Here is a 22,042-nt window from a genome sequence, read left to right on the forward strand (position 1 = left end):
ATCTTCACCTCCGTCCGGGCCCCGCTCACCGGCGGCGATTAGCGTCCTTCGGCGTGTACTCGGCAGAAACGACGCTGGTGGTGCCCGGCCCGCGCACGCAGTCGGCGGCGCCCGTGCCCGAGGCTCCCCCGGCCCAGTGGCACCGCGTCCTGACCCTGCTCGCCGACGTCGGTCTGCTGATCGGTACGCGTGCTGTGTGGACGTCGGCGGCGAGTCACCGTCCGGCCGTGGCCGCGGTGATCTCGCTGTGTTACGCCTCGATCCTGGCGTGCGGGGTGCTGGCCCTGGCCGTCCGCCGGGCCCGGTCGCTGGCCCGGGTGGACCTGTGTGTGCTGGTGACGGGCGTGACGCTCACCCTGTGCTCGTGGATCATGCTCCACAACGGCTCCGACGAGGCCCTCCTCACCACCCAGGCGGCGCGCGAACTGGCCGCGGGGCACCTGGTGTACGGGCAGCCGTGGCCCTGGCTCTTCGGCCACGGTGTGGCCCTCACCCCGACGGTGACCGGCGGCTACGACTTCACCTACGGCTATCCGCCCCTGGCGCCGCTGCTGACCGTGCCGCTGCTGTGGCTGGGCCACGGCGGCACTCCGGCGACGGCGGTGAGCACGGGTGCCCTGATCGCCGGGACCGTCGCGCTGTGGTGGATGCTGCCGGCGCCGTGGCGGTCGGCGGCGACCCTGGTGTGTCTGGGATTCGGGATGCTGCCGTCGTACGGGCGGCTCGGCTACCCGGCGATCGTGGCGCTGGCGCTGCTGGTGCCGGTGGTGGTGCGCTGGACCCGGACCGGTGAGGGCGGGCGGCTCGGGGCGGCGGGCCTGGCGCGGGCCGCGTGTCTGGGTGCGGCGTGCGCGGCGCAGCAACTCCCCTGGTTCCTGGCGCCGTTCCTGCTGGCCGGGATCTACGCGGTGCGGCGCGGCGAGTCGGGCGGGCGGGCGGCGGCGCTGGTGGTGCTGCGGTTCTCCGCGGCCGTGGCCGGGGTGTGGCTGCTGGTCAACGCGTACTTCGTCGTGAGCGAGCCGGGGCGCTGGCTGACGGGGATCGCCCTGCCGCTGACCCAGGGTGCGGTGCTGCACGGCCAGGGCGTGGTGGGCATCTCGCTGTATCTGACAAACGGCAGCGACCGGATCGACTGGTACTCCCACGCGAGCCTGCTGCTCCTCGCCGGACTGCTCGTGCTGCTGGTGCTGTTCGTACGGCGGCTCGGCCCGGCCGCGACCGTGCTGCCCTGGTGCGCGTTCTACCTGGCGACCCGGTCGCAGGACGGCTACTACCTGCTGATGACGCCGCTGTGGCTGGCGGCGGCGGTGACCGCTCCGGCGTCGGCGTTCGCCGGGGCCTGGCAGCCTCGCCCCCGTCCGCTGTCCGGGCCCGGCCGCCGCCCGGCCCGGATCGCCACCACCGCCCTGCTGCTCGCGCCCGCGCTGGCCTGCGCGGCCGTGGCGGCGACGGGCACACCACCCCTGCGGATGCGGGTCGCGGCGGTCCGGCATCCCACCGCGGCGGCCGTCTCCCGCCTCGCCCTCCAGGTCACCAACGTCGGCGACACGGCCCTCGCCCCGCACTTCACCCTGACCACGGGCCAGGGCATGGACCCGTACTGGCGGGTCGTCCGGGGCCCGCGCACCCTGCCCGCGCACGGCACCGCCCGTTACGAACTCCGGGCGCCCGGGGGCCGCTTCCTCCTGCCCCGGCCGGGTGTCCGGATCCGTCTGCGCGCGTTCACCGCGTCGCCGCAGACCCTGTCGAGCACGGATGTGCAGGACGCCGTGCGCGGGGCGGGCTGACCTCCTGGTCCTGTGCCTGCTCGCGGAGCAGCCCGAGGGCGGCTTGCGCATGCCCCGCGTCGCGGAGCTCCTGGGCCAGACCCGCCCGACCTACCAGATCGCCTGCCTCCAGCAGGCCGGCCTCGTCACCCGCAGGTCGGTCTGCGGGGACAGGCGGGGCGTCGAGGTCACCCCTGACGGACAAGGCGCGCGACCTGCTGAAGGACGCCTCCGCCCCACTCGCCGAGACGGTCACCGAGTCCCTGGCCCGCTTCATGGGGCCGGACCAGTGCGCGGCGCTGCGGGGGCTGGTGCCGGAACTCGCGGGGGACTCCCGCACGGAGTGAGCCGGGCGGTTCACCTGGGCCGCGCCGGGGGACCCGGCGTCCGCCCGTCACGAACGAGCAGCGGTCCCCCGCGCTCCCGGGCTGCTTCATCTACACGGCCGTAGAATCCGGGAACACCGGCGTGACGACGATCGTTGTACCGGAGACACACCACACATAAGGAGCACGTCCTTGTCCGCCAGATCGACGGACCCTCCGGGGCACAGTCCCCGACCATCCCGCCACGACATGAGTGACCGCGGCACCCGGCGGGGTGGTGTTCGATGAGTGCCGCCGAGGCCTTGCTGGGCCTGCTCGCCGTGTTCGTGCTGACCGCCGGCACCGGCTACTTCGTCGCCCAGGAGTTCGCCTACGTCTCCGCGGACCGGCTCACCCTCGCGCGCGAGGCCGAAGCCGGGGACCGCGGGGCCGCCCGTGCCCTCAAGGTGCTGGAGCGGCTGTCGTTCATGCTGTCCGGCGCGCAGCTCGGCATCACCGTCACCGGGCTGGTGGTCGGCTTCATCGCCGAACCGTCCGTGTCGGCGCTGCTCAGGCCCGCCCTGTCGGGGCTCGGCCTGCCCGGCGCGGCCGTCGGCGGCATCGCCGTCGTACTCGCCTTCGTGCTGGCCACGGTCGTGCAGATGGTGCTGGGCGAACTCGCCCCGAAGAACCTCGCGATCGCCGTGCCCGAGCGGCTGGCGAAGGCGCTGGCCCCGTCCACCCTGGCGTATCTGAAAGTCGTCGGCCCTGTCGTGAGGATCTTCGACAGCGCGGCCGACCGGCTGCTGCGCAAGGCCGGGATCGAGCCCGTCGAGGAGCTGCACCACGGCGCCACGCTGGAGGAGCTGGGCCACCTCATCGGCGAGTCCCACGAGCGGGGTGAACTGCCCGAGGACACCGCCGCGCTGCTCGACCACGCGCTGGAGTTCTCCGAGCGCGCCCTCGACGAGGTGATGGTGCCGCGCGCCGACGCCGTGTTCATCCGCAAGGACGCCGGCGCCGAGGAGGCGGTCGGCCTGATCGCCCGGCACGGCCACTCCAACTACCCGGTGCTCGGCGACCACCCGGACGACATCGTCGGTGTGCTGGGCGTGCGCGAGCTGATGGCGCTGCCCGCCGCCCGCCTGGCCGGTGCGCGGGCCGGTGAGGTGGCCCGGCGGCCGCTGCTGCTGCCGGACACGCTCGCCCTGCCCGACGCGGTGACGCGGATGCGGGAGCAGGACGACGAGTTCGCGGTCGTCCTCGACGAGCACGGCGGCGTGGCGGGCATCGTCACGTACGAGGACATCGCCGAGGAACTGGTCGGCGACATCGCCGACGAGTCCGACCATGTCACCCTGCTCGCCGTCGCGGACGGCGACGGCTGGCTGGTGGACGCCGGCCGCCGGGTCGACGAGGTGGCCGAGGCGACCGGTGTCCGGCTGCCGGAGGACGACGACTACGACACCGTGGCCGGCCTGGTCGTGGACCGGCTCGGCCGCTTCCCGACGGTCGGCGACCGGGTCACGGTCGAACTGCCCGGGGGCGGCCGGGTCGTGATCGACGTCCGCACGCTGGACCGGCACGTGGCCGACCGCGTCCGGATCAGCCCGCTCGTGCAGGCCGTGGAAGCCGAGGAGATCGCGTGAGTTTCCCGATGGCGGTCTTCGTGACCGTGCTGCTGCTGACCGGCAGCGGCTTCTTCGTGGCGGCCGAGTTCGCGCTGGTCGCCGCCAAGCGGCACCGCATGGAGAAGGCGGCGGCCGAGGGGCGGCGCGGCGCCGGGGCCGCGCTGGCCGGGATGCGCGAGCTGTCGCTGATGCTGGCCGGCGCCCAGCTGGGCATCACCGTGTGCACGCTGGGCCTGGGCTCGGTGTCCAAACCGGCGATCTCGCACGAACTCGACCCGCTGCTGCGCACACTGGGCCTGCCCAGTGCCCTGAGCTACGGCGTCGCCTTCGCCGTGGCCATGGTCGTGGTGGTGTTCCTGCACATGGTGGTCGGCGAGATGGCGCCCAAGTCCTGGGCCATCGCCCACCCCGAACGTTCGGCGATGCTGCTGTCGCCCACCTTCCGTGCCGTGGTGCGGGCCGTACGTCCCGTGATCCGGCTGCTCGACCGGGTCAGCAACGCCCTGGTACGGCTGTGCCGGGTGGCCCCGCGCGACGAGCTGGCCTCGGTGCACAACCGGGAGCAGCTGACGCACCTGGTGGAGGAGTCGGAGCGGCTGGGGCTGATCAGCGCGACCGATTCGGAGCTGCTGACCCGCTCCCTGACCGAGCCGGAGACACCGGTCGCCGCGCTGCGGATCCCGGCCGCCGAGATCACCTGGGCCGAGGGCGGCGCGGATCTCGACGCGCTGCTGCGCTTCGCCGCCGAACACGACCGCACCCGGCTGCTGGTCCGGGAGAACGGCGTCGTCCTCGGCTCGGTTCACGCCCGGGACGCCCTGGTGGCCCGGGCCCGGGGCCGGGCCACGACCGCGCGGGACCTCGCCCGGCCGGTGCCCGAACTGGCGGAGACCGCCACGGTCGCCGACGCGATCGAGGTGCTGCGCCGCCGCCGGTCGTCCCTGGCCGTGGTCCGCGACGGCTCCGGCCGGCTCACCGGCCTGGTCACCCTGGACGACCTGCTGGCCCGTCTGATGCAGCCGGCCGCGGCGGCCTGACGGGGACGGGGCCCGAACCTCCAGCACATCTGCACACCGCGCACCGGGAGGCGGCGGGGTGCCCGGCCCGCCGCCGAATCCGCTCGTCGGCATGGGAACTTGGCGGGGAAGTGCCCGCTTCGGGAATCGGGGCGCAACCCTCCCGCGCCCGTCCGGGCGACGGGCTGTGTGAAGGAGTGGGCGCATCCGGTGACCTCGTGGTCACAGCGGTGAAGGCGGTCGCGGAACCCGGCCGCGCAGCGCCGGCGGGCGGTTGGCTCTCCTGCGCGGGGGGTGCTTTGATCCTCCGCACGGCGGGAGCGGCCGGGGCGGAATCCAAGTCCCCGGATTCCGGCATCACCCGCGCTCACCGCCATTGCGAGACATTCACGCGAAGGGAAACACCCCCATGAACCTCACCTCTCGGGTCGACACCGCCGAGCTCTCCGACGCCGACCTGGACACCGTCGCCGGCGGCAACGCGGGCGGCGTCGGTGTCTCCGCGGGCCTCGTGGGCGGCCTCTCCGCCGGCCTGGTCGGCCCCCTGACCGGCGAGGCCTGCGCCACCCTGCAGGCGACCCTCTCGCCGGAGGGCGCCGCCGCGGGCGCGAACGCGGGCGTCCACACGACGTCGCTCTGACGACATCCGCACCGAAGGGCCCCGGGAAGCGATTCCCGGGGCCCTTTCGGGTGCGTGCGGCGGGCGTCGGCCACGGGTCTCGGACGTGGGGGATTTGCGAAGCACGTGAAGGAAATCTGGACACCACGGGGGTGAGTAACGCGGTGGGGGGCCGTGACGCAGACTTACTCGAACCCTTCAGATCCCGACTGCAAAGCGATAGGAACACCGCTGTGATACCCGACTCGCCCCGGACCGAAGAACTGCCGATCTACGAGAGCCTCATCCGCGAACGAGGTGATGTCGTCGAGGAGGCCCGTGTGGTGGCCGAGGAGACGCAGCACCAGATGAGCCAGGCCCTGAACGGCGTCGCCCCGGCCCCGCAGGAGTCCGGCGCGCAGTGATCCCCGGGGGCCGCCGGGTCTCCCCCGAGGGGACGCTCCCCGCACGCGGGGCCCTCACCCGCCGAGCGGGTCGTGGCCCCAGTTCATCAGGGAGTACCGCCACCGTGTGTCCCGTACGTCGCCGGAGGGCCGCTGGGCCAGGTGCCGGCGGACATAGCCGACGACCTTGCGCATGTGCCGGTAGTCGTCGTCGGTGAGGTCGCCCTTGTCGGCCCGCAGGATCGCCACGATCCGCCGGCCGGAGGCATGCCCGGTGGACTCGCCGCCGTCCTGATGCTGCCCGGCGCTCTGTGATGCGTCGGACGCCAGCCACCTCTCCAGACCGGCCGGTGTCATGTTCACCAGCTCACGGAAGTCGCTCCAGGTCTCCTCGCGTTCCTCGGCGTCCACACCGCCTCACTTCTTCTTCTTGAGGGCGGACGGTTTGTGCACCGCGGTCCTGCCGGACTTGTCGCTGCGCACCTCGTACTGCGGGTCGTCCGGCGAGGCGTCGACCGTGCGGCCGGATGCCTCGGTCCGCTCCGTGATCTCCCTCTCCACCTCGCCCTCGGTACGGCTGCCGTGACTGCTCCAGGTGACCTTGTCGCCCTTCTTCGGTTTCCCGCTCTCGCTGCGGCCCTTCGCCATGCCGGTGCTCCCTCGCGCAGGAGTGTGCTGTTCCTCCAGCGTGCGGGCTCGGCGGTCAGGGCGCAGCTCGGCATGCGCCGGCCCGCTCGGGTTCGTGGCCCGGTGTGCGTGCCGCGGTGGGCGATCGTCTCCCGCAGGGCGTCGGAGAGCGGATGACGCCACCCAGCAGACCGCCGATCAGCGAGCCGACGACGGGGATCCACGAGCACGGGCCCCGGCCTGCACGCGGCGAGGTGGCGCCGGCGCCTCACGGCTCCTTCCACACCAGCACGGTCAGTACGGCGCTCGCGACGGTGACCGGCACCGCGGCCTGGTTGAGCAGCCGCACCCGCATGCTTCGGCCCGACGCGATCCGCTTCGCCACCGGCAGGACGGCGTAGGTGCCGCCGCCCGTCCCGACGATCTCGTGGATCGGGTGGTCCGCGCGGAGCTGGTCGCCCTCGTACTCCGACATGCGCGCCTGGACGACCGCGCCGGGCGGCAGGCCGTCGAGGTGGAGGCTGAGGGTTCCGCTGAAGCGGGCCGGGCCGCGGACGAAGACGCTTCCGCCGGTGGCGTGGTCGCCGGTCTCGTCGGTCCACTCCGCGGTGAACTCGACCGAGTCCCAGGCGCCGGGCGCGAGTCGATACTGCGCGGCGGCACCGAGGTTGACGTACTGGGGCATGGGGTCCTCTCCTTCCCACCAGCCCGCCGGACGGGCCAGGGCGTCGGCGACGTCACGGCGGAAGCCGGCCATGTCGAATCCGCGCGGATCGACCTTCCAGTCGCTCCATTCCAGGTGGCCGATGGCGCTTTTGGGGCCCCAGCCGTGTGCGCGGCAGATCGCGGCGGTGGCCTTGACCATCGCGAGGTACTGGGCGGGCGGCCACGGGTCCTTGCCGTCGCCCTTGTTCTCGCACTCCCAGCCGTAGAAGCGGGCGTTGCCGTCGACCGCGCCTGCCGACCCGTCGTGCTCGTGCGTCGGGGGCGGATACGTGCCGTACGACTCGCCGATGACGGCGTTGAGCACGTCGTCGTCGCCGCCGCCGGCGTGGTTGGCCCGGCCGTTGCCGACGAGGTGCACGACGCCGTCCTTGGTGATGCACCCGGTGGCGAGCGGGCCGGGCAGGGCGCTGTGGCCCTGGAAGATCAGTCTGACGACGTCCGTGCCGGGGCCGGTGACGGTGTGGTGGATCACCACACCGTGCACGGGGCCCCAAGGGCCTTTGTGGTTGCGGTTGTTGGTGCGCCAGCCGGCGACCTCGTGAACGGCGCAGCCCTCGGCCTTCAACGCGGCGACGAGCCGGGCGGCGGTGAGTGGGGTGGCCATGAGTCAGTCCTCCGTTCCGGCGTGTGGGGGCCGGTCGAAGACGGTCCGATCACATCTGGGGAGCGCGCCTGTTCGCGCGGCGTGCCCGATCCGGGAGTGGTGCCGATTCGCGGAGCATGCCGATCTCGGAAGGTGCCGATCTCGGAGCGTGCCGATTCGCAAAGCATGCCGATATCGGAGCGAGCCTGATGGGGGAGCGTGGGTCAGGCTCCCCCATTCTCGCGCCGCTCGCCCCATCGCTCACCTCGCCGTACGCAACGTCCGTGAAATCGGCGCGATTACGACGCTGCGGCATCTGGGAGGGCGACGTCGGCCGGTGCTGGGCGAAGGACAGGACGCCGGCGATGCGGAGGGGGTCAAGGGTTCGGCGCAGGCGGGAGGGCTCGTGCTGTCGCCGTTCTCTGTTATGGGCGCCGGGGTTCCGGGCAGGGGCAAGAGGCCGGTTCCGACGGGGGATCCGGCACCGGCCCCTTCATCAGGGGGTGAAGCGAATACCGGGCCCGGTGCTCACCGGTTCGGGCGACGGTACGCCTTCACGACGCTGGCGTAGCTGTTCTTGGCGTGGCCCTGGGCGATGATGCCCTCCATCAGCGCCTCGGAGTACTTGGGCAGTTCGGTGTCGACGCCGAGCGCCTCGCTCTCCTCCACGAGGTGCTTGAGCGCGCCGAGGTGCGTCTCCAGGGTGGCGTCGTTGGCCGGGAACTTCTCGTCGCCCGCGTCGATCTGGGCGGCGTAGTCGGCCGTGAACATCTTGATGGCGTCGAGCCACATGTGGGCCCAGGGCAGGAACTCCTGGGCCTTGACGCCGCCGGTCTCCACGATGGCCACGCCGTGCAGGAAGCTGTTGAGGGCACCCCACATCAGGCCGAGCAACGACACGTCGAACAGGGCGGGCTTGCCGTGGTCGGGGCCGAGGTAGGTGGTGCCGCCGCCGAGGAGCTTCAGCACGGGCTCGTGGGCATCGAAGACGGCCGGGTCACCGGCGTAGAAGAGGACGGAGGTCGCAGCGCCGATGCCGGGCGGGGTGATCATGATGGAGCCGTCGAGGTACTGCGCGCCGTTCTTCTCCGCCCACTCGGCGGTCTGCCGGGCCTGCTCGGAGGAGCCGGTGGTCAGGTTGACGACGGTCTTGCCGCTCAGGGCGTCGCCGAGCGATCCGATGACGTCGTGCACGACGTCGTAGGTCGACACGCACACGACCACGAGGTCGCTCGCGGCGACGGCGTCGGCGGGGTTCGCGGCGAGGACCGCGCCGTCCGTGACGAGGGCGTCGGCCTTGTCCGCCGAGCGGTTCCACACGGTCGTGGCGTGACCCGCCTTCAGGAAGGCGGCGGCCAGGGCCTGCCCCATCAGGCCGAGGCCGAGCACCGACACCGAGGTGTGGTTGTCACCCATGAATGTGTTCCTCCAGTTCGAAAGTGGTGTGCTGTACGGTCCGGCACGGGGGCGCGCCGGTGAAAAGACGTCCTCGGCGTCGACTCAGCGGAAGACGGTTCCTGGCTCCAGGCCGACCAGGACCCGGCCTCGGAGTTCGAGGTCGACGTCGGTGTGGGCGTGGGCGTGCAGGGAGAAGCCCCTGGATGTCGCGGTGGAAGCGTGCGGCGGGACGGCGTGGACATCTCCGAAGACCTGACGAAGGGCCGCCACCGCGCACAACCCGCTGGAGGATCCGCCGTAGGAGAGGAATCCGACGGGCTTGGCGTGCCACTCCTCGTCGTACCAGTCGATCGCGTTCTTCAAGGACGCCGGGAACGTCTGGTGGTGCTCGGGCGTGACCACCACGAACGCGTCGGCCGCCTCCAGCCAGGGCGCGAGGTCCTTGACGGCCTGGGGCCGGGGCGCCGACGGGTCGGCGGACATCACGTCGGGCAGCCAGGCCGTGGCGAGGTCTATGACGTCCACGTCGAAGTCGGGCCGCAACCGGGCCCGTGAGGCCAGCCATTCCGCCGCGACGTGCCCGAACCGGCCCTTCCTGATGCTGCCGATGATGATCGCCAGCCGCAGTCGTTCATTCTCGGCCACCTGCCCCCGCCTTCCGCACCAGCGCCGAACCGCATTCCTCGGGGAACCCTGGCATATGCCCCTTCGGATTCGCTTCGGACGACTTCGGAAACGCTGCGGGGACGCCCTTCGGGACGGTGGCCGAGCCCTTTTCGTCGCCCGTCGCGCCTGTCGTCGGCCGGTTACGCTGAGATCATGGAATTCGGGGTGCTGGGGCCGCTGGAGGTGCGCACGGACGAGAGTCGTGTCGTGCGGGTACCCGAAGTCAAGGTGCGCATGCTCCTCGCCGATCTGCTCGCCCACCACGGGCAGGTCGTCCCGGCGGCGCGGCTCATCGAGGACCTGTGGGGCGGCTCGACGTTCACGGCACGGCCGACGGCGTCGCTCCAGGCCAAGGTCTCCCAGTTGCGGCGTGCGTTGCAGGACGCGGAGGCGGGCGGCCGCGAACTGGTCGCGCACCGGCCGCCCGGATACGTCCTGGACGTCCCGGCCGGAGCGCTCGACGCCGGGCGGTTCCGCGAACTGGTCGCCCGGGCCCGCTCCGGTGAGGACCCGGTGACGCGCGCGGCGCTGTACACCGAGGCCCTGGCGCTGTGGCGCGGCCCCGCCTTCGCCGAGTTCGCCGACCAGCCGTCCGTACGGCCGACGGCGGCGAGCCTTGAGGAGGAGCGCCTGACGGCGGTGGAGGAACACGCCTCGGTGCGACTGGAGTTGGGCGAGCACAGCCTGCTGGTGGGCGAGCTGACGGAGCTGGTGGAGCAGCATCCGCTGCGCGAGGGGCTGCGGGGCGCGCTGATGTGGGCGCTGTACCAGGCGGGGCGCTCCTCCGACGCGCTCGACTGCTTCAACGATCTGCGGCGCCGGCTCGACGAGGAGCTGGGGCTGACGCCCGGACCGTCCCTGGAGGCGCTGCAGCGGTCCATCCTGCGCCACGACCCGGTTCTGGCCCGGCCGGAGCCGCCCGCGTCGTCCGCCGCGGGGGTGCAGGCGGGGCCGGGCCCGACCGGTTCGGCCTCGCCCCTGGTGGGCCGCGAGCAGGACGTACGGGCGATCCGGACGCTGCTCTTACGACGCCGCCTGGTGACGCTCACCGGCCCGGGCGGGGTCGGCAAGACCCGTCTCGCCCAGGCCACGGCGGAGAGTCTGGCGGGCGCGTTCGGCGAGGGCACCTGGCTGGTGGAGCTCGCGGACGCCGGGGGCCTGGAACGGTTCGCCGGCGCGGAGGCGCTGGCCGAGCAGGTGATGGCGACGCTGGGCATCCGGGAGAGCACCTCGGACGACGATGCCAAGGGTCCGGCCGACCGCCTGGCGAACGCGCTGGCGGGCCGGCGGCTGCTGCTCGTGCTGGACAACTGCGAACACGTCGTGGAGGCCGTCGCGCGACTGGCCGGCCTGCTGCTGAGCCGGGCCGCCCACCTGCACATCCTGACGACCAGTCAGGAACCCCTGCGCACCCGGGACGAGACGGTGTACCCGGTGGTGCCCCTGTCACTGCCCCCGGAGGACCACCCGGACCTCGACGCGCTGACGAGCGCGGGGGCCGTACGCCTCTTCGTGGACCGGACCAGGGCGACGGACCCGGAGTTCGTGCTCGACACCACCACCGCCCCCCTGGTCGCCGATGTGTGCCGGCGCCTCGACGGCATCCCGCTCGCCCTGGAACTGGCCGCCACGCGTGTGCGGTCGCTGGGCATCAGGGAACTGCACGACCGGCTCGACGACCGCTTCAAGGTGCTCAACAGCGGCTACCGCGACGCCCCTTCGCGCCACCGGACGCTGCAGGCCACCCTCGACTGGAGCTGGAGCCTGCTCGACGACCGCGAACGGACCGTGCTGCGCAGGCTGTCGGTGTTCGCCGAGGGGTGCGCTCTGCGGGCCGCCGAGGACGTGTGCTCCGGCGGCGGCGTGTCCCCCGCCGACGTCCTCGACGCGCTGAGTCTGCTCGTGGAACGCTCCCTGGCCGTCCGCACCGAGGGCCCGCAGGGCCCGCGCTACCGGCTGCTGGAGTCGGTCGCGGTCTACGCGCGTGACAAGCTCGCCGAGTCCGGTGAGCACGCCGAGACCGCCGCCCGGCACCTGCGTCACTGCGTCCGGCTCGCCGAGCGGGCCCGGCCGCATCTGCACGAGCGGGAGCAGTCCCGCTGGTTCCAGTACCTGGACCTGGAGGCGGCCAACGTGCAGCGTGCGCTGGCGGAGGCCGACCGGGCCGGGGCCGCGCAGGAGGCGCTGCGCCTGGTCAACTCGCTGACCTGGTACTGGTATGTCCGTGGCCGTCTGGGCGAGGCCCGCAGGGCGCTGGCGACGGCCCTGGACACGCCGGGCGAGGCCGCGCCCGAGGAGCGCGTGGAGACGGTGTTCTGGTACACGGGCATCCGTCTGCTGCTCGGGGAGCACGAGCGGGAGTGCGACGCCCTGGAGGAGTACCCGCCCGAGTCGACCCTGGAGTCGACCAGGGCGCAGTGGTTCCTGGCGCACGCGCAGTGGACGGTGGGGGCGCTGGTCAAGGGCGAGCAGCGGGTCGAGCGCGTCCTGGTCCGCTTCCGTACCCTGCGCGACGCGTGGGGAACGGCCGCCGCGCTGACGACGCGCGCGTGTTTCGCCCTGGCCCGTGGGGACCTGGAGTCGCTGCGCGGCAACGCCGAGGAAGCCCGCGCCCATTTCGCGGAACTGGGCGATCTGTGGGGCCGTTTGAAGACGACCGATGTGCTCGGCAGGCTCGCCGAGATCAACGGCGACTACGACCTGGCGGCCCAACTGCACCGGGAGAGCCTGCGGATCGCCCAGGCCCTGGAGACATGGCCGGAGATGTCGACGAAGCTGTCGGGCCTCGGCAGGATCGCCCTGCTCACCCAGCGCTACGACGAGGCAGACGACCTGCACACACGGGCCCTGCGGATCGCGGTCGGGCAGGGCAACCAGCCGGCCGAGCAGTTCGCCGCACTGGGCCTCGCCCTCAGCGCCCGCCGCCAGGGCCGCCTCGACGCCGCCGAGGAGTGGCTGCGCCCCTGGCTCGCCTGGAACCGCCGCCGCGGCGACGGCCCGGGCCTCGCACTGGTCCTGGCCGAGCTGGGCTTCATCGCCGAACAACGCGGCGACGCCGGCCGGGCCCTGGCCCATCACCGGGACGGCCTCGCCGCCGCCGCCACGACCAAGGACCCCCGCTCGGTCGCCCTGGCCCTCGAAGGCCTGGCAGGCGCCTACTCCCTGGCAGGCGCCCCGGAACGCGCGGCCCGCCTCCTCGGCACGGCGGCAGCGACCCGGGAACGGGCCGGCGCCCCGCACCCCCCGGCGGAGCGGGGAGACGTGGAGCGCATCGCGGCCCGCCTGCGCGCCACGATCGACGAGGCCACGTACGACCGCGAGTTCACCGCCGGCACCCGACGCGACCACGAGGCGGAAGCCCTGGCGGAAACCCACCCGCAGGCACCATGAGGCCCGAACGGTCAGGCCGTCCCGGCCGTTGTCGGGGCCGATCAGTCCCTCCGGCCGAGTACTGCCTCACCGAGATGGGTCAGGCGGTGCAGGGTCAGGTTGTCCCGGCGCTCGGCCGCGACCATCCCGGACCTGCGCAGGACAGCCAGATGCCTGCTGACGGAGGGGTGGGAGAGGTCGAGACGGCGGGATATCTCGCTGATGGACACGGGCGACCGTAAGGATTTCCAGGACGTTCGCGCGGGTGTGCCCGAGGACGTCGCTCAGAGCAGCCGCCCTGTCCTCCTGATGCTGCTGCCAGAGGCCGGCGGCGGTGTCGGTGGTGGGCGTGACGTTGTAGACCAGGACGGGCGCGCCCTGGCCGCCCGTCTCCGCGTCGAGGACCATCGGCCCGGGCGCGAACAACGACGGAGCGATGACCAGGCCCTCCCCGAGCGGGTCGGCTCGCTGCCCTTCCTGTTCGTTGTCCACCTGGAGCAGGGGCGCGTGCCAGCTGATGGAGGGATGCAGCTCGTTGAGGAGGCTTTCCACACCGCCGGTGCACTGCCCTGCCACGGCCGGCCCATCGACACCGTGGCCCCGACCCACAGCGAGTAACCGGGCAGGCGGCACGGCAGTTGCAGGTCCGGGCCGTTCATCGGGGAGGGTCGGGCACCTCGTCGTGGCGGGGCGCGACCCGGAAGTCGAACGCCAGCGTCCCGGGGTCCAGGGCCGTCGCCCCGCCGTCGACGGTGAGCACGGCACCGTTCACATAGGACGCTGCCGGGGACAGCAGCCAGCTGATGGTTTCCGCAATCTCACGCGGCTCACCCGGACGCCCCAGGGGAAGAAGTCCGGTCACCTCCTCATAGGCGCCGTCCACGCCCTCACCCCGCAGGTCCGCCTCCGCCGCGAAGCGCGCCATGCGGCGGTCGGCCATCTCGCTTCTCACCCAGCTCGGACACACGATGTTGGCCCGCACTCCCCGACGCCCGTAGTCGACGGCGACGGAACGGCAGAGCTGGAGCAGGGCTGCCTTGGACGTGGCGTACGGGGCGTTGCTCGTACCGTTGCGCAGGGCGGACACCGAGGCGACAGCGACCACCGCCCCTCTCGCCTGAAGCAAGTGCGGAATCGCCGCACGCAGAAGCAGCAGCGGACCGGTGACGTTGGTGCGCATCACCTCGTCCCAGTCCTCCAGCGACAGGTCGCCCACGGTCCCACCGCGCCCGATGCCCGCGTTGAGCACAAGCCCGTCGAGTCGTCCGTACGCGTCCAGGGCTGCCTGGACGAGACCGTCGGCGGCCTCGGGGTCCCTCACATCGGAGGGGTGCGCGAGTACCCCGATCTCTTCTTCGAGACGTCGCAACGGCTCGCTCCGCCGGCCCGAGACGACCACATGATGGCTTTCTTCGCGGAGCAGCCGGGCGGTGGCCTCCCCGATGCCCGAACCTCCACCGGTCACGACGACAACACGCTCGTCAGTCACTGCTGTTCTGGCTCCTCCGTGATCACAAGGCGCATCCGAGCCTAGAACCCGCTGGTCCCTTGCTGATGACTTTGAGACATGAGTCGAGAACGCCGCCCCATGGGTGGGGGAAACCCGCCCCCTGACTCTCCTGTCAGGTCTACTGCCTCCCCCTCGGCCGCACTGCTGCACTGAGACCCTCAGATCCCGATCCAGACGAGGGCTGCCCGACATGTCGCAGTTAACCGATGTCCGCCTACCCGTTGTCCAGTTGGTCAGAGTCTGCGTCGACCACCGCGACGCCGCCGGTCCTGGGCAGGCCCTCCAGGAAGCCAGTGTGGGCTTCCCGGAGCGCACCCTGACTGCGGTCGTGGGTCCTTCCGGTGCGGGCAAGAGCACTCTTCTCCGTTGCGCCTCGGGGCTGGAGCGGCCGAACCAGGGCAAGGTCTTCAGGGGCTTTCGGGAACTGGACGCCATGGACGATCAGGAACTCACGGAACTCCGAGGTCTCTTCGTTCCGCGGCAGCCCGAGTTGCTCCCGGCGCTCACCGCATACCAGAACGTGGCCCGGGCGTCCCGTGCCACCGGCCGCAGGGCCCGGCGGGCGGCCGCGTTGGAAGCGCTGCGCCACGTGGGTCTGGAGGAGGAGGCCGGGCGGAATGTGGACGGACTCTCGGCCGAGCAGCGCAAGCGCCTCGCCATCGCCAGAACCCTGCCGGCGGGCCCCGGGATCCTTTTCATCGACGAACCGACGGATTCACTCGACCACGCCGGTGGACGCCGGATCATGGATGTGCTGCACGCCTTGGTGCAGCAGGCCGGGCGTACCGTCGTCATGGCCACACGCGATCCGGCGGCGGCGACTGCCGGCCGTCCAGCTGGCCGCCGTCTCCAAGAGCTACCCGGGGGCCGCAGACCGGGTCCCGGTGCTGCGCGAGGTCAGTCTGGGCTTTTCGCAGCGGGCGCTGACCGCTGTGATGGGACCGTCCGGCTCCGGCAAGACGACGCTGCTGAACTGCGCGGCCGGCCTGGACAGGCCCGGCATCGGCAAGGTCCTCCTCGGAGACACGGACCTCGCCGTCTGCGACGAGCGGGAGCTCACGGCGGTGCGCCGCGGCCGGATCGGCTTCGTCTTCCAGCAGTTCAACCTGCTGCCGATGCTGACCGCGTACGAGAACGTGGCCCTGCCCCTGCGACTGCGGCGCCGGTCGGTGAAGCGGGACCGGGTCATGGAGGCGTTGCGCGAGGTGGGTCTGGCGGACAAGGCCGATCGCCGGCCCGCGCAGTTGTCCGGTGGCCGGCAGCAGCGGGTCGCGATCGCGCGGACGCTGGTGGCCGAGCCGGAGATCGTCTTCGCCGACGAGCCGACCGGTTCCCTGGACCGGCACAGCGGCCGGCAGATCATGGAGTTGCTGCGCGCCGTGGTCGACCGGGCGGGGCGCACGGTGGTCATGGTGACGCACGACCCTGCGGTGGCGGCGTGCGCGGACCGGGTGGTCTTCCTCTCCGACGGCAAGGTCGCGGGACGGCTCGATCACCCCACGGCCGACGCGGTCGCCCGCCGGCTGAGCATGTGGGAGCGGTGATGTGGCGGATCTCCCTGTACTCGGTGCGGCACTACTGGGCCCCGTTCGCCGGTACGTTCGTGGCACTCGCTCTCGGCGTGGCACTGATCGGCACGTCCGCCGCGGCCCTGGCCGCGACCTGGGCGGTGCCGACGTCGCCGCGGGCCGGCAGCCCGTCGGTGACGCTCACCGACGGCACCGGTACGGCTCGTACGCTGTCCAGCGGTGATCTGGAGGCGGAAGTCGTTCATCACGCCGAACCTGCTCTTGTCCGACGGCAGGAGGGCCTGCACCTCGGGGTCCGCCGTCAGCTGGTCGTGGAGCGTCTCCTTGTAGGCGTTGTAGACCCTCGCCGTGCAACCGGGCTCCATGGCGCGCCCGGCTGTTGCCGCATCAAGGGGCCGAAACCGGGTCGAGGAAGGTCAGCACCGAGGCGTCCTCCTCGATCAGCGGGGTGAGGGCGGCGTTGAACGGGCCGCCGTACGGGGCGTTCAGGTGCGCCTGAAAGGCGTCCTCGTCCCGGTACACCTCGAAGATCCAGAAGGCGCGCGGGTGGGCTGCCTTGGTGTAGACGTCGAAGGCGAGGTTGCCTTCCTCCTCGCGCACCTTCAGGGCGTAGTCCCCGATCATGCGGGCGACCTCGGCCTCGGCTCCCTCACGGGCGGTGAACTCGGCGAACAGGGTCTTCTTCATGGGTGGTGTCCTTGTCAGTCGTGGGCGGAGTCGAGGTGCCAGACGCGGGCCCGGTCCAGCCTCACCGAGCCGTTCTCGGCGAAGACCTGCACTCCCCGGGCGGCGGGGTCGGGGAAGATCTGGTCGGTGATCACGGCCTCGCCGCTGCCGCCGAAGACCTCGACGGACGACCAGTCGACGAGGATCCGCAGCCTCACCTTGCCGTTCTCGGCCTTCAACGGCGCGGTCTGGACACCGGGGAAGGTGCTGTTGAAGTCCACGGCACCGGAGCGGGTGCGGTCGACGTACAGCTCCTGGGTCGTGGTGTCGTAGCCGATGACGGTCTCCTCGCCTCCGGCGCCGGTGCGCACCTTCAGACCGAAGCGTTCGGCGTCCTTGAGGGAGAAGGTCGCCTCGATGTCGAGTGCCTTGCCCTCGGCCGCGGGGCCGATCAGCGGCTGGGTGGTGCTCGCCACGGTGACGCCGGACGCCGTCGGCGGCCCGCTCTGCCGGAGGGACTCCAGGCTGCCCACCGGCTTGCTGGTCAGCCGGATCCGGCCGTCGATCGTGCGCAGGGCCATCTCCCGGGGAATGCTCTGCGCGCCGCGCCAGGGTGAGGTGGGGATGGCGCCGCTGTAGTCCCAGTTGTTCATCCAGCCGATCATGTAGCGCTTGCCGCCCGGCGCGTTCTCCCAGGACACGGCCGCGTAGTAGTCCTTGCCGTAGTCGGCCCAGTCGGCGCGCTGTACGGCGGACTTGGCGGGGGCGTCGGCGGCGGTGAACCGGTCGGCCAGGATGTGGCCCCAGCCGGCGGTGTTCAGGTCGACGATCTGGATCCGTGCCTTCTTGCCGGCGTAGGGACGCAGGTCGAAGGAGGCCCAGTCCAGGCTCTCGCTGTTGGCGCCGGTGGCGCTGCGGACGATCCGGCCGTCGACGACCAGGTTGACGGACGTCTCCTGGGAGACGGGCTGCGCCGCGGCGTCGGACAGCATGATGTGGTCGACGTTGATGTGGCCCCAGCCGCCGGTGTTGTCGTCGACGATCTGGATCCGCGCCTTCCTGCCGGCGAGGTCCTTGACGTTCCAGGAGGCCCAGTTGAGCGCCTCGCCGTCCTTTCCGGTCGTGCTGCGCACCACCTGGCCGTCGACGAGGAGTTCGACGGCGGTGGGGTGGTCGGAGCCGGTGGGGTGGTTGCCGCCGCCGATGAGGAAGTTGACGTAGTCCTTGTCGAGGGTGAATTCCGGCGAGGTGAGGGTGCCGGTGGTGGAGTCGCCGTTCAGGAAGCTGTTGACCAGGCCGCCGCCCCGGAATCCGGAGACTTCCTGCTGGCCGGGGAGGGTGCCGGTGGCCGGTGCCGAGCCGAAGGCCTGGCCGGTCGTCGTCCAGTCGCCGTAGCTGCCGCCTTCGAAGTCGGCCAGGACCGTTCCCGCGGGCGGATCTCCCTGCTCCAGGAGCGTTCCGGACTCGTGCGGGTGCCGTCCGCCACCGACCTTGAAGTTCAGGTAGCGGCTGTCGACGGTGAACTCGGGCGAGGTGAGGATGCCGGTGGTCGCGTCACCGCCGTGGAAGCTGTTGGCGAGGCCCTTGCCGTCGAAACCGTCGACGGTCCCCTGTCCGGCCACCGCCCCGGCCGCCGGTCCGGCGCCGAACGCGGTACCGGTGGTCGTCCACGCACCGAAGTCGGTGTTCTCGAAGTCCTGCATCACCGTGCCGGTGGGCGGGGTGTAGGTGCCCTTGTCCTCGGCGGTGAACTTCTTGCCGTCGAAGTCGCCGAGGAAGTACTGGGCGGCCGAACCGCCCGCGATGCCGCCGGGGTTGATGTTGACCACGAGGACCCACTTGATGTTGTCCTTGTCCCCGTCGACCGCGAGGGGGAACAGGTCGGGGCACTCCCACACGCCGCCCGTCGCGCCGGCCGGCCCGAAGTCGCTGAGCAGGTCCCAGTCCTTGAGGTTCTTCGACGAGTAGAAGCGCACCTTGTGCTCGGTGGACAGTGACACCGTCATCAGCCAGCTCTTGGTCGGCTCGTACCACTGGACCTTGGGGTCGCGGAACTCCTTGGAGCCGATGTCGATGACCGGATTGCCCTGGTACTTGGTCCAGGTGCGGCCGCGGTCGGTGCTGTAGGCGAGCGACTGGGCCTGGATGCCCGTGTCCTTGTCAAGGCTGGTGTAGATCGCCACCATGGGCGGGTTCTTCCTGGTACCGAACCCGGTGGTGTTGTTCCAGTCGACGACCGCGCTGCCGGAGAACACCATCTCCTCGTCGTCGTGCGACAGGGCGAGCGGCAGCTCCTTCCAGTGCACGAGATCGGTGCTCACCGCGTGGCCCCAGGACATGTCACCCCACGCGTCGCCGTTCGGGTTGTACTGGTAGAAGAGGTGGTACTCGCCCTTGTAGTACACAAGGCCGTTGGGGTCGTTCATCCAGTTCTTCTCCGGGGTGAAGTGGAACTGGGGCCGGTACGTCTCGGAGTACGGCGGGGTGTCGGCAGCGACCGCCTGGGGGGCCGGTACGGCTGCGGACAGGGCGCAGACGGTCGCCGCAGCGGCGATCATCCGTATACGGGCCTGCCGGGATGCACGTCCTGAGCTCATCGTGTCTCCTGTGCTGCGGCCGTCCGCACGGCGGAGCTTGATGCCCGCGGCGGAACCGGCCAGAGAGTGACGCCCTCCCGGCGCCGGCGTCCACCGCACCGAGAAGGGATGTCATCGTTGACTTGTGTCATCGATGACATCGAGTGGCCCGATGATGGACGCAATGCGGCCGACGCGTCAACGGTTCTGCCGTGACGCCCGCTGCGCGAGTCGCCTGTCCGTCATGCGTGATCGGCTGTGGCGAACTGCTCCAACTGGCCGTGCCACGGGGGGTTCGGGCCGGCGACCGAGCAGGTCAGGGCCGCGACCCGGGTGGCGAATCGGCAGGCTTCCGCGATGTCGCCGAGACGGGTCTCCGTCAGACGGCCACCGAGGAGGCCACGGACGCCGAGGTGGTGCAGCAGCCCGGCCGTGAAGGAGTCTCCCGCCCCGACCGTGTCGACGACACTCGTCTCCACGGCAGGCACCTCCACCCGTTCGCCGGCGAGCGAGGCCAGGGCGCCGTCGCCGCCCCGCGTGATCACCACGAGCCGCGCACCGGCCGCGTGCCAGATGTCGCACGCCTCCTCGGGCGGCGTGCCCGGCAGCAACAGGTCCAGGTCGTCCTCGCTCAGCCGCAGCACGTCGGCGAGGCCGCACCAGTGCGTCAGCCGGGCGCGGTAGACGTCGGGGTGGACGAGCAGCGGCCGGACGTTGGGGTCGATGCTGATGGTCGCGTGAGGGGCGGCCGCCGCCAGGAAGTCCTCCACCACCGCCGCACCGGGCTGCTGGACCAGGGCCAGGGACCCGGTGTGCACGCAGGCGGTCGTGGAGAGGTCCACCCGCGCCAGTTCCTCCGCCGTCCACTGCCAGTCGGCCGTGCTCTGCGCGTGGAAGGAGAACGCGGCCCGCCCCTGGGCGTCCAGCTCCGCCACGGCCAGGGTGCTGGGTTCCGCGGCCTGCACGGCGCTCGACAGGTCCACCCCGGACGTCTCCAGGTGGGCACGGAACAGGCGGCCGAAGACGTCGTCCGACAGCCGCGCGAGGAAGCGGGCCGGGGTGCCGAGCCGGGCCAGTGACACGGCCGTGTTCGCAGGTCCGCCGCCGGGCAGCACCCGCAGGGCGAGTTCGTTGGAGGCGCTTGCGGGCTCGGCGAACGCGTCCGCGACGCACTCTCCCAGGACGGTGATCTGGCGCGGGCTCATGGGCTGCTCTTCTCTGACGGACGTACGGGCGCACCGGGCGCGTCGTGGCGCTACTGACGGGGGGCGTCGGTGGGGGCGGCCGCGGTGTCCGCCGCCATCACTGCGGGGAGGTCCCGAGGTGTTTGCCGATTTGTGACGAACGCAGGGCATTGACGTTTCCGGGAGACGGAGTCCATCATCCTCGCCATGCGGTGTCAACGATGACATAAGTCAACGATGACACCCCGGGCGGCCAGCTCTGACGACAGCCCCCTGCCGCTCGCCACACCTCAGGAGTCGAACATGCCTCGCACCACTCGTCTGTCCTCCTCCCTCCTCAGAGCGGCCGCCGTCGCGGGTGTCGCGGCCCTCACTCTGACGGCCTGCGGATCCGGCTCCGGTTCGGGCTCCTCGGGCTCCTCGGGCTCCTCGGGCTCCGGCTCGGGCAGCGTCAAGGTCGGCCTGATCACCAAGACCGACACCAACCCGTTCTTCGTGAAGATGAAGGAGGGCGCGGAGAAGGCCGCCAAGGAGAACGGCGCCGAACTGTCCACCGCCGCAGGCAAGTTCGACGGGGACAACGCCGGTCAGGTCACCGCCCTGGAGAACATGGTCGCCGCCGGTGTGAAGGGCATCCTGATCACTCCGAGCGACTCGAAGGCGATCGTGCCCGCGATCGAGAAGGCCAAGGCCAAGGGTGTTCTGGTCATCGCCCTGGACACCCCGACCGACCCGGAGAGCGCGGTCGACGCCCTCTTCGCCACCGACAACCTCAAGGCGGGCGAGCTGATCGGCGAATACGCCAAGGCCGCCATGAAGGGCAAGTCCGCCAAGATCGCCACCCTCGACCTGGCGCCGGGCGTCTCCGTCGGCGTCCAGCGGCACAACGGCTTCCTCAAGGGCTTCGGCGCCACCGACAAGGACGTCGCCTGCGCCCAGGACACCGGAGGCGACCAGGCCAAGGGCCAGACCGCCATGGAGAACTGCCTCCAGAAGGAACCCGGCATCAACGTCGTCTACACGATCAACGAACCGGCCGCCCTGGGCGCGTACACCGCGCTCAAGGCCAAGGGCCGGGAGAAGGACGTGCTGATCGTCTCCGTCGACGGCGGCTGCACCGGCACCCAGGCGGTCAAGGACGGCAAGATCGCCGCGACCTCGCAGCAGTACCCGCTGAAGATGGCCGCCGAGGGCGTCAAGGCCGTCGTGACGTTCGCCAAGGACGGCAAGAAGGCGTCCGGTTACACCGACACGGGCGTCACGCTGATCACCGACAAGGCGCAGGACGGGGTCGCGTCCAAGGACACCGGCTACGGCTTGGAGAACTGCTGGGGCTGAGCCGACCCGACGACCCCACGACGCCGCCTCGCTGCCCTCGGGGCGGCCGGCCCCTCCTCCCCGACCGAGGGGACGGCCGCCCCCTCGTTCCCTTGTCCTCCGGCTTCTCCGCTTCCTCCGGCTCCTCCGCCGAGGGCGGACGGGGACGGA

At 71.7% G+C, this 22,042-nt stretch carries 20 protein-coding genes and 2 pseudogenes; 11 read left to right on the plus strand and 11 right to left on the minus strand.

Features of this window, described 5'->3' with window-relative positions; translation table 11 throughout:
- Positions 1-77: 77 nt before the first annotated feature.
- From ACFY9E_RS06715 to ACFY9E_RS06740, 6 genes and pseudogenes are all read left to right on the plus strand, one after another.
- The gene (locus ACFY9E_RS06715) at positions 78-1,787 is read left to right on the plus strand and encodes a hypothetical protein (RefSeq protein WP_390980321.1); all 1,710 of its coding nucleotides are present in this window, start codon (positions 78-80) and stop codon (positions 1,785-1,787) included.
- Positions 1,786-2,113 (plus strand): annotated as a pseudogene (locus ACFY9E_RS06720) (MarR family winged helix-turn-helix transcriptional regulator); the annotation flags it as partial. The gene ACFY9E_RS06715 and the pseudogene ACFY9E_RS06720, both read left to right, overlap by 2 nt.
- Before the next feature lie 263 nt (positions 2,114-2,376).
- Complete coding sequence (locus ACFY9E_RS06725) at positions 2,377-3,720, plus strand: CNNM domain-containing protein (protein ID WP_390979965.1); 1,344 nt, start codon at positions 2,377-2,379, stop codon at positions 3,718-3,720.
- Positions 3,717-4,739 (plus strand): CNNM domain-containing protein, encoded by a 1,023-nt coding sequence (locus tag ACFY9E_RS06730; RefSeq protein WP_390979967.1) that lies wholly within the window; start codon positions 3,717-3,719, stop codon positions 4,737-4,739. Before ACFY9E_RS06725 ends, ACFY9E_RS06730 begins: the two co-directional genes overlap by 4 nt.
- Positions 4,740-5,127: 388 nt before the next feature.
- Positions 5,128-5,358: a hypothetical protein gene (locus ACFY9E_RS06735; RefSeq protein ID WP_390979969.1), complete on the plus strand. Its 231-nt coding sequence runs from the start codon at positions 5,128-5,130 to the stop codon at positions 5,356-5,358.
- A 212-nt stretch (positions 5,359-5,570) separates the two neighbouring features.
- On the plus strand, positions 5,571-5,741 hold the full coding sequence (locus ACFY9E_RS06740) for a hypothetical protein (protein ID WP_390979971.1): 171 nt from the start codon (positions 5,571-5,573) through the stop codon (positions 5,739-5,741).
- Positions 5,742-5,795: 54 nt separating this feature from the next.
- On the opposite strand, the gene ACFY9E_RS06745 is transcribed toward ACFY9E_RS06740, so the two are convergent.
- The 5 genes from ACFY9E_RS06745 to ACFY9E_RS06765 form a co-directional block, all read right to left on the minus strand.
- Complete coding sequence (locus ACFY9E_RS06745) at positions 5,796-6,131, minus strand: DUF3140 domain-containing protein (protein ID WP_390979973.1); 336 nt, start codon at positions 6,129-6,131, stop codon at positions 5,796-5,798.
- Between the two features lie 6 nt (positions 6,132-6,137).
- Positions 6,138-6,368, minus strand: a complete 231-nt coding sequence (locus ACFY9E_RS06750; RefSeq protein WP_390979975.1) for an HVA1 family protein — start codon at positions 6,366-6,368, stop codon at positions 6,138-6,140.
- A gap of 247 nt (positions 6,369-6,615) precedes the next feature.
- Positions 6,616-7,677, minus strand: a complete 1,062-nt coding sequence (locus tag ACFY9E_RS06755; protein WP_390979977.1) for an N-acetylmuramoyl-L-alanine amidase — start codon at positions 7,675-7,677, stop codon at positions 6,616-6,618.
- A 507-nt stretch (positions 7,678-8,184) separates the two neighbouring features.
- The gene (locus tag ACFY9E_RS06760; protein WP_390979979.1) at positions 8,185-9,072 is read right to left on the minus strand and encodes an NAD(P)-binding domain-containing protein; all 888 of its coding nucleotides are present in this window, start codon (positions 9,070-9,072) and stop codon (positions 8,185-8,187) included.
- Between the two features lie 84 nt (positions 9,073-9,156).
- On the minus strand, positions 9,157-9,699 hold the full coding sequence (locus ACFY9E_RS06765) for an NAD(P)H-dependent oxidoreductase (protein ID WP_390979981.1): 543 nt from the start codon (positions 9,697-9,699) through the stop codon (positions 9,157-9,159).
- Positions 9,700-9,873: 174 nt separating this feature from the next.
- Between ACFY9E_RS06765 and ACFY9E_RS06770 the strand changes: the two genes are divergently transcribed.
- Positions 9,874-13,110 carry a BTAD domain-containing putative transcriptional regulator gene (locus tag ACFY9E_RS06770; protein ID WP_390979983.1) on the plus strand — a complete coding sequence of 1,079 codons (3,237 nt, stop codon included), beginning with the start codon at positions 9,874-9,876 and terminating at the stop codon, positions 13,108-13,110.
- A gap of 41 nt (positions 13,111-13,151) precedes the next feature.
- On the opposite strand, the gene ACFY9E_RS06775 is transcribed toward ACFY9E_RS06770, so the two are convergent.
- Positions 13,152-13,319 carry an ArsR family transcriptional regulator gene (locus tag ACFY9E_RS06775; protein ID WP_390979985.1) on the minus strand — a complete coding sequence of 56 codons (168 nt, stop codon included), beginning with the start codon at positions 13,317-13,319 and terminating at the stop codon, positions 13,152-13,154.
- Between ACFY9E_RS06775 and ACFY9E_RS06780 the strand changes: the two genes are divergently transcribed.
- Positions 13,312-13,707 carry a hypothetical protein gene (locus ACFY9E_RS06780; RefSeq protein WP_390979987.1) on the plus strand — a complete coding sequence of 132 codons (396 nt, stop codon included), beginning with the start codon at positions 13,312-13,314 and terminating at the stop codon, positions 13,705-13,707. The two genes, ACFY9E_RS06775 and ACFY9E_RS06780, sit on opposite strands and share 8 nt — an antisense overlap.
- Before the next feature lie 37 nt (positions 13,708-13,744).
- Here ACFY9E_RS06780 and ACFY9E_RS06785 read toward each other — a convergent pair whose 3' ends face one another.
- Positions 13,745-14,578: an SDR family oxidoreductase gene (locus tag ACFY9E_RS06785; RefSeq protein ID WP_390979989.1), complete on the minus strand. Its 834-nt coding sequence runs from the start codon at positions 14,576-14,578 to the stop codon at positions 13,745-13,747.
- Positions 14,579-14,789: 211 nt separating this feature from the next.
- Between ACFY9E_RS06785 and ACFY9E_RS06790 the strand changes: the two are divergent.
- Positions 14,790-15,251 (plus strand): annotated as a pseudogene (locus ACFY9E_RS06790) (ATP-binding cassette domain-containing protein); the annotation flags it as partial.
- Positions 15,252-15,348: 97 nt separating this feature from the next.
- Positions 15,349-16,143 (plus strand): ATP-binding cassette domain-containing protein, encoded by a 795-nt coding sequence (locus tag ACFY9E_RS06795; RefSeq protein ID WP_390979991.1) that lies wholly within the window; start codon positions 15,349-15,351, stop codon positions 16,141-16,143.
- Positions 16,144-16,174: 31 nt separating this feature from the next.
- Here ACFY9E_RS06795 and ACFY9E_RS06800 read toward each other — a convergent pair whose 3' ends face one another.
- The 4 genes from ACFY9E_RS06800 to ACFY9E_RS06815 form a co-directional block, all read right to left on the minus strand.
- The gene (locus ACFY9E_RS06800; protein WP_390979993.1) at positions 16,175-16,312 is read right to left on the minus strand and encodes a hypothetical protein; all 138 of its coding nucleotides are present in this window, start codon (positions 16,310-16,312) and stop codon (positions 16,175-16,177) included.
- Between the two features lie 203 nt (positions 16,313-16,515).
- Positions 16,516-16,815, minus strand: coding sequence for an antibiotic biosynthesis monooxygenase (locus tag ACFY9E_RS06805; protein WP_390979995.1), 300 nt, complete (start codon positions 16,813-16,815; stop codon positions 16,516-16,518).
- A 14-nt stretch (positions 16,816-16,829) separates the two neighbouring features.
- A complete protein-coding gene (locus tag ACFY9E_RS06810; protein WP_390979997.1) occupies positions 16,830-19,391 on the minus strand; it encodes a GH32 C-terminal domain-containing protein in 2,562 nt (853 codons plus the stop codon).
- A 221-nt stretch (positions 19,392-19,612) separates the two neighbouring features.
- Entirely contained in the window at positions 19,613-20,575 is a 963-nt protein-coding gene (locus tag ACFY9E_RS06815; protein ID WP_390979999.1) for a PfkB family carbohydrate kinase, read from the minus strand.
- Positions 20,576-20,857: 282 nt separating this feature from the next.
- Here ACFY9E_RS06815 and ACFY9E_RS06820 point away from each other — a divergent pair, with 282 nt between their 5' ends.
- A complete protein-coding gene (locus ACFY9E_RS06820) occupies positions 20,858-21,892 on the plus strand; it encodes a substrate-binding domain-containing protein (RefSeq protein ID WP_390980001.1) in 1,035 nt (344 codons plus the stop codon).
- Positions 21,893-22,042 lie beyond the last annotated feature (150 nt).

The sequence above is a fragment of the Streptomyces sp. NPDC012466 genome, from assembly GCF_042955215.1.
Lineage (GTDB): Bacteria > Actinomycetota > Actinomycetes > Streptomycetales > Streptomycetaceae > Streptomyces.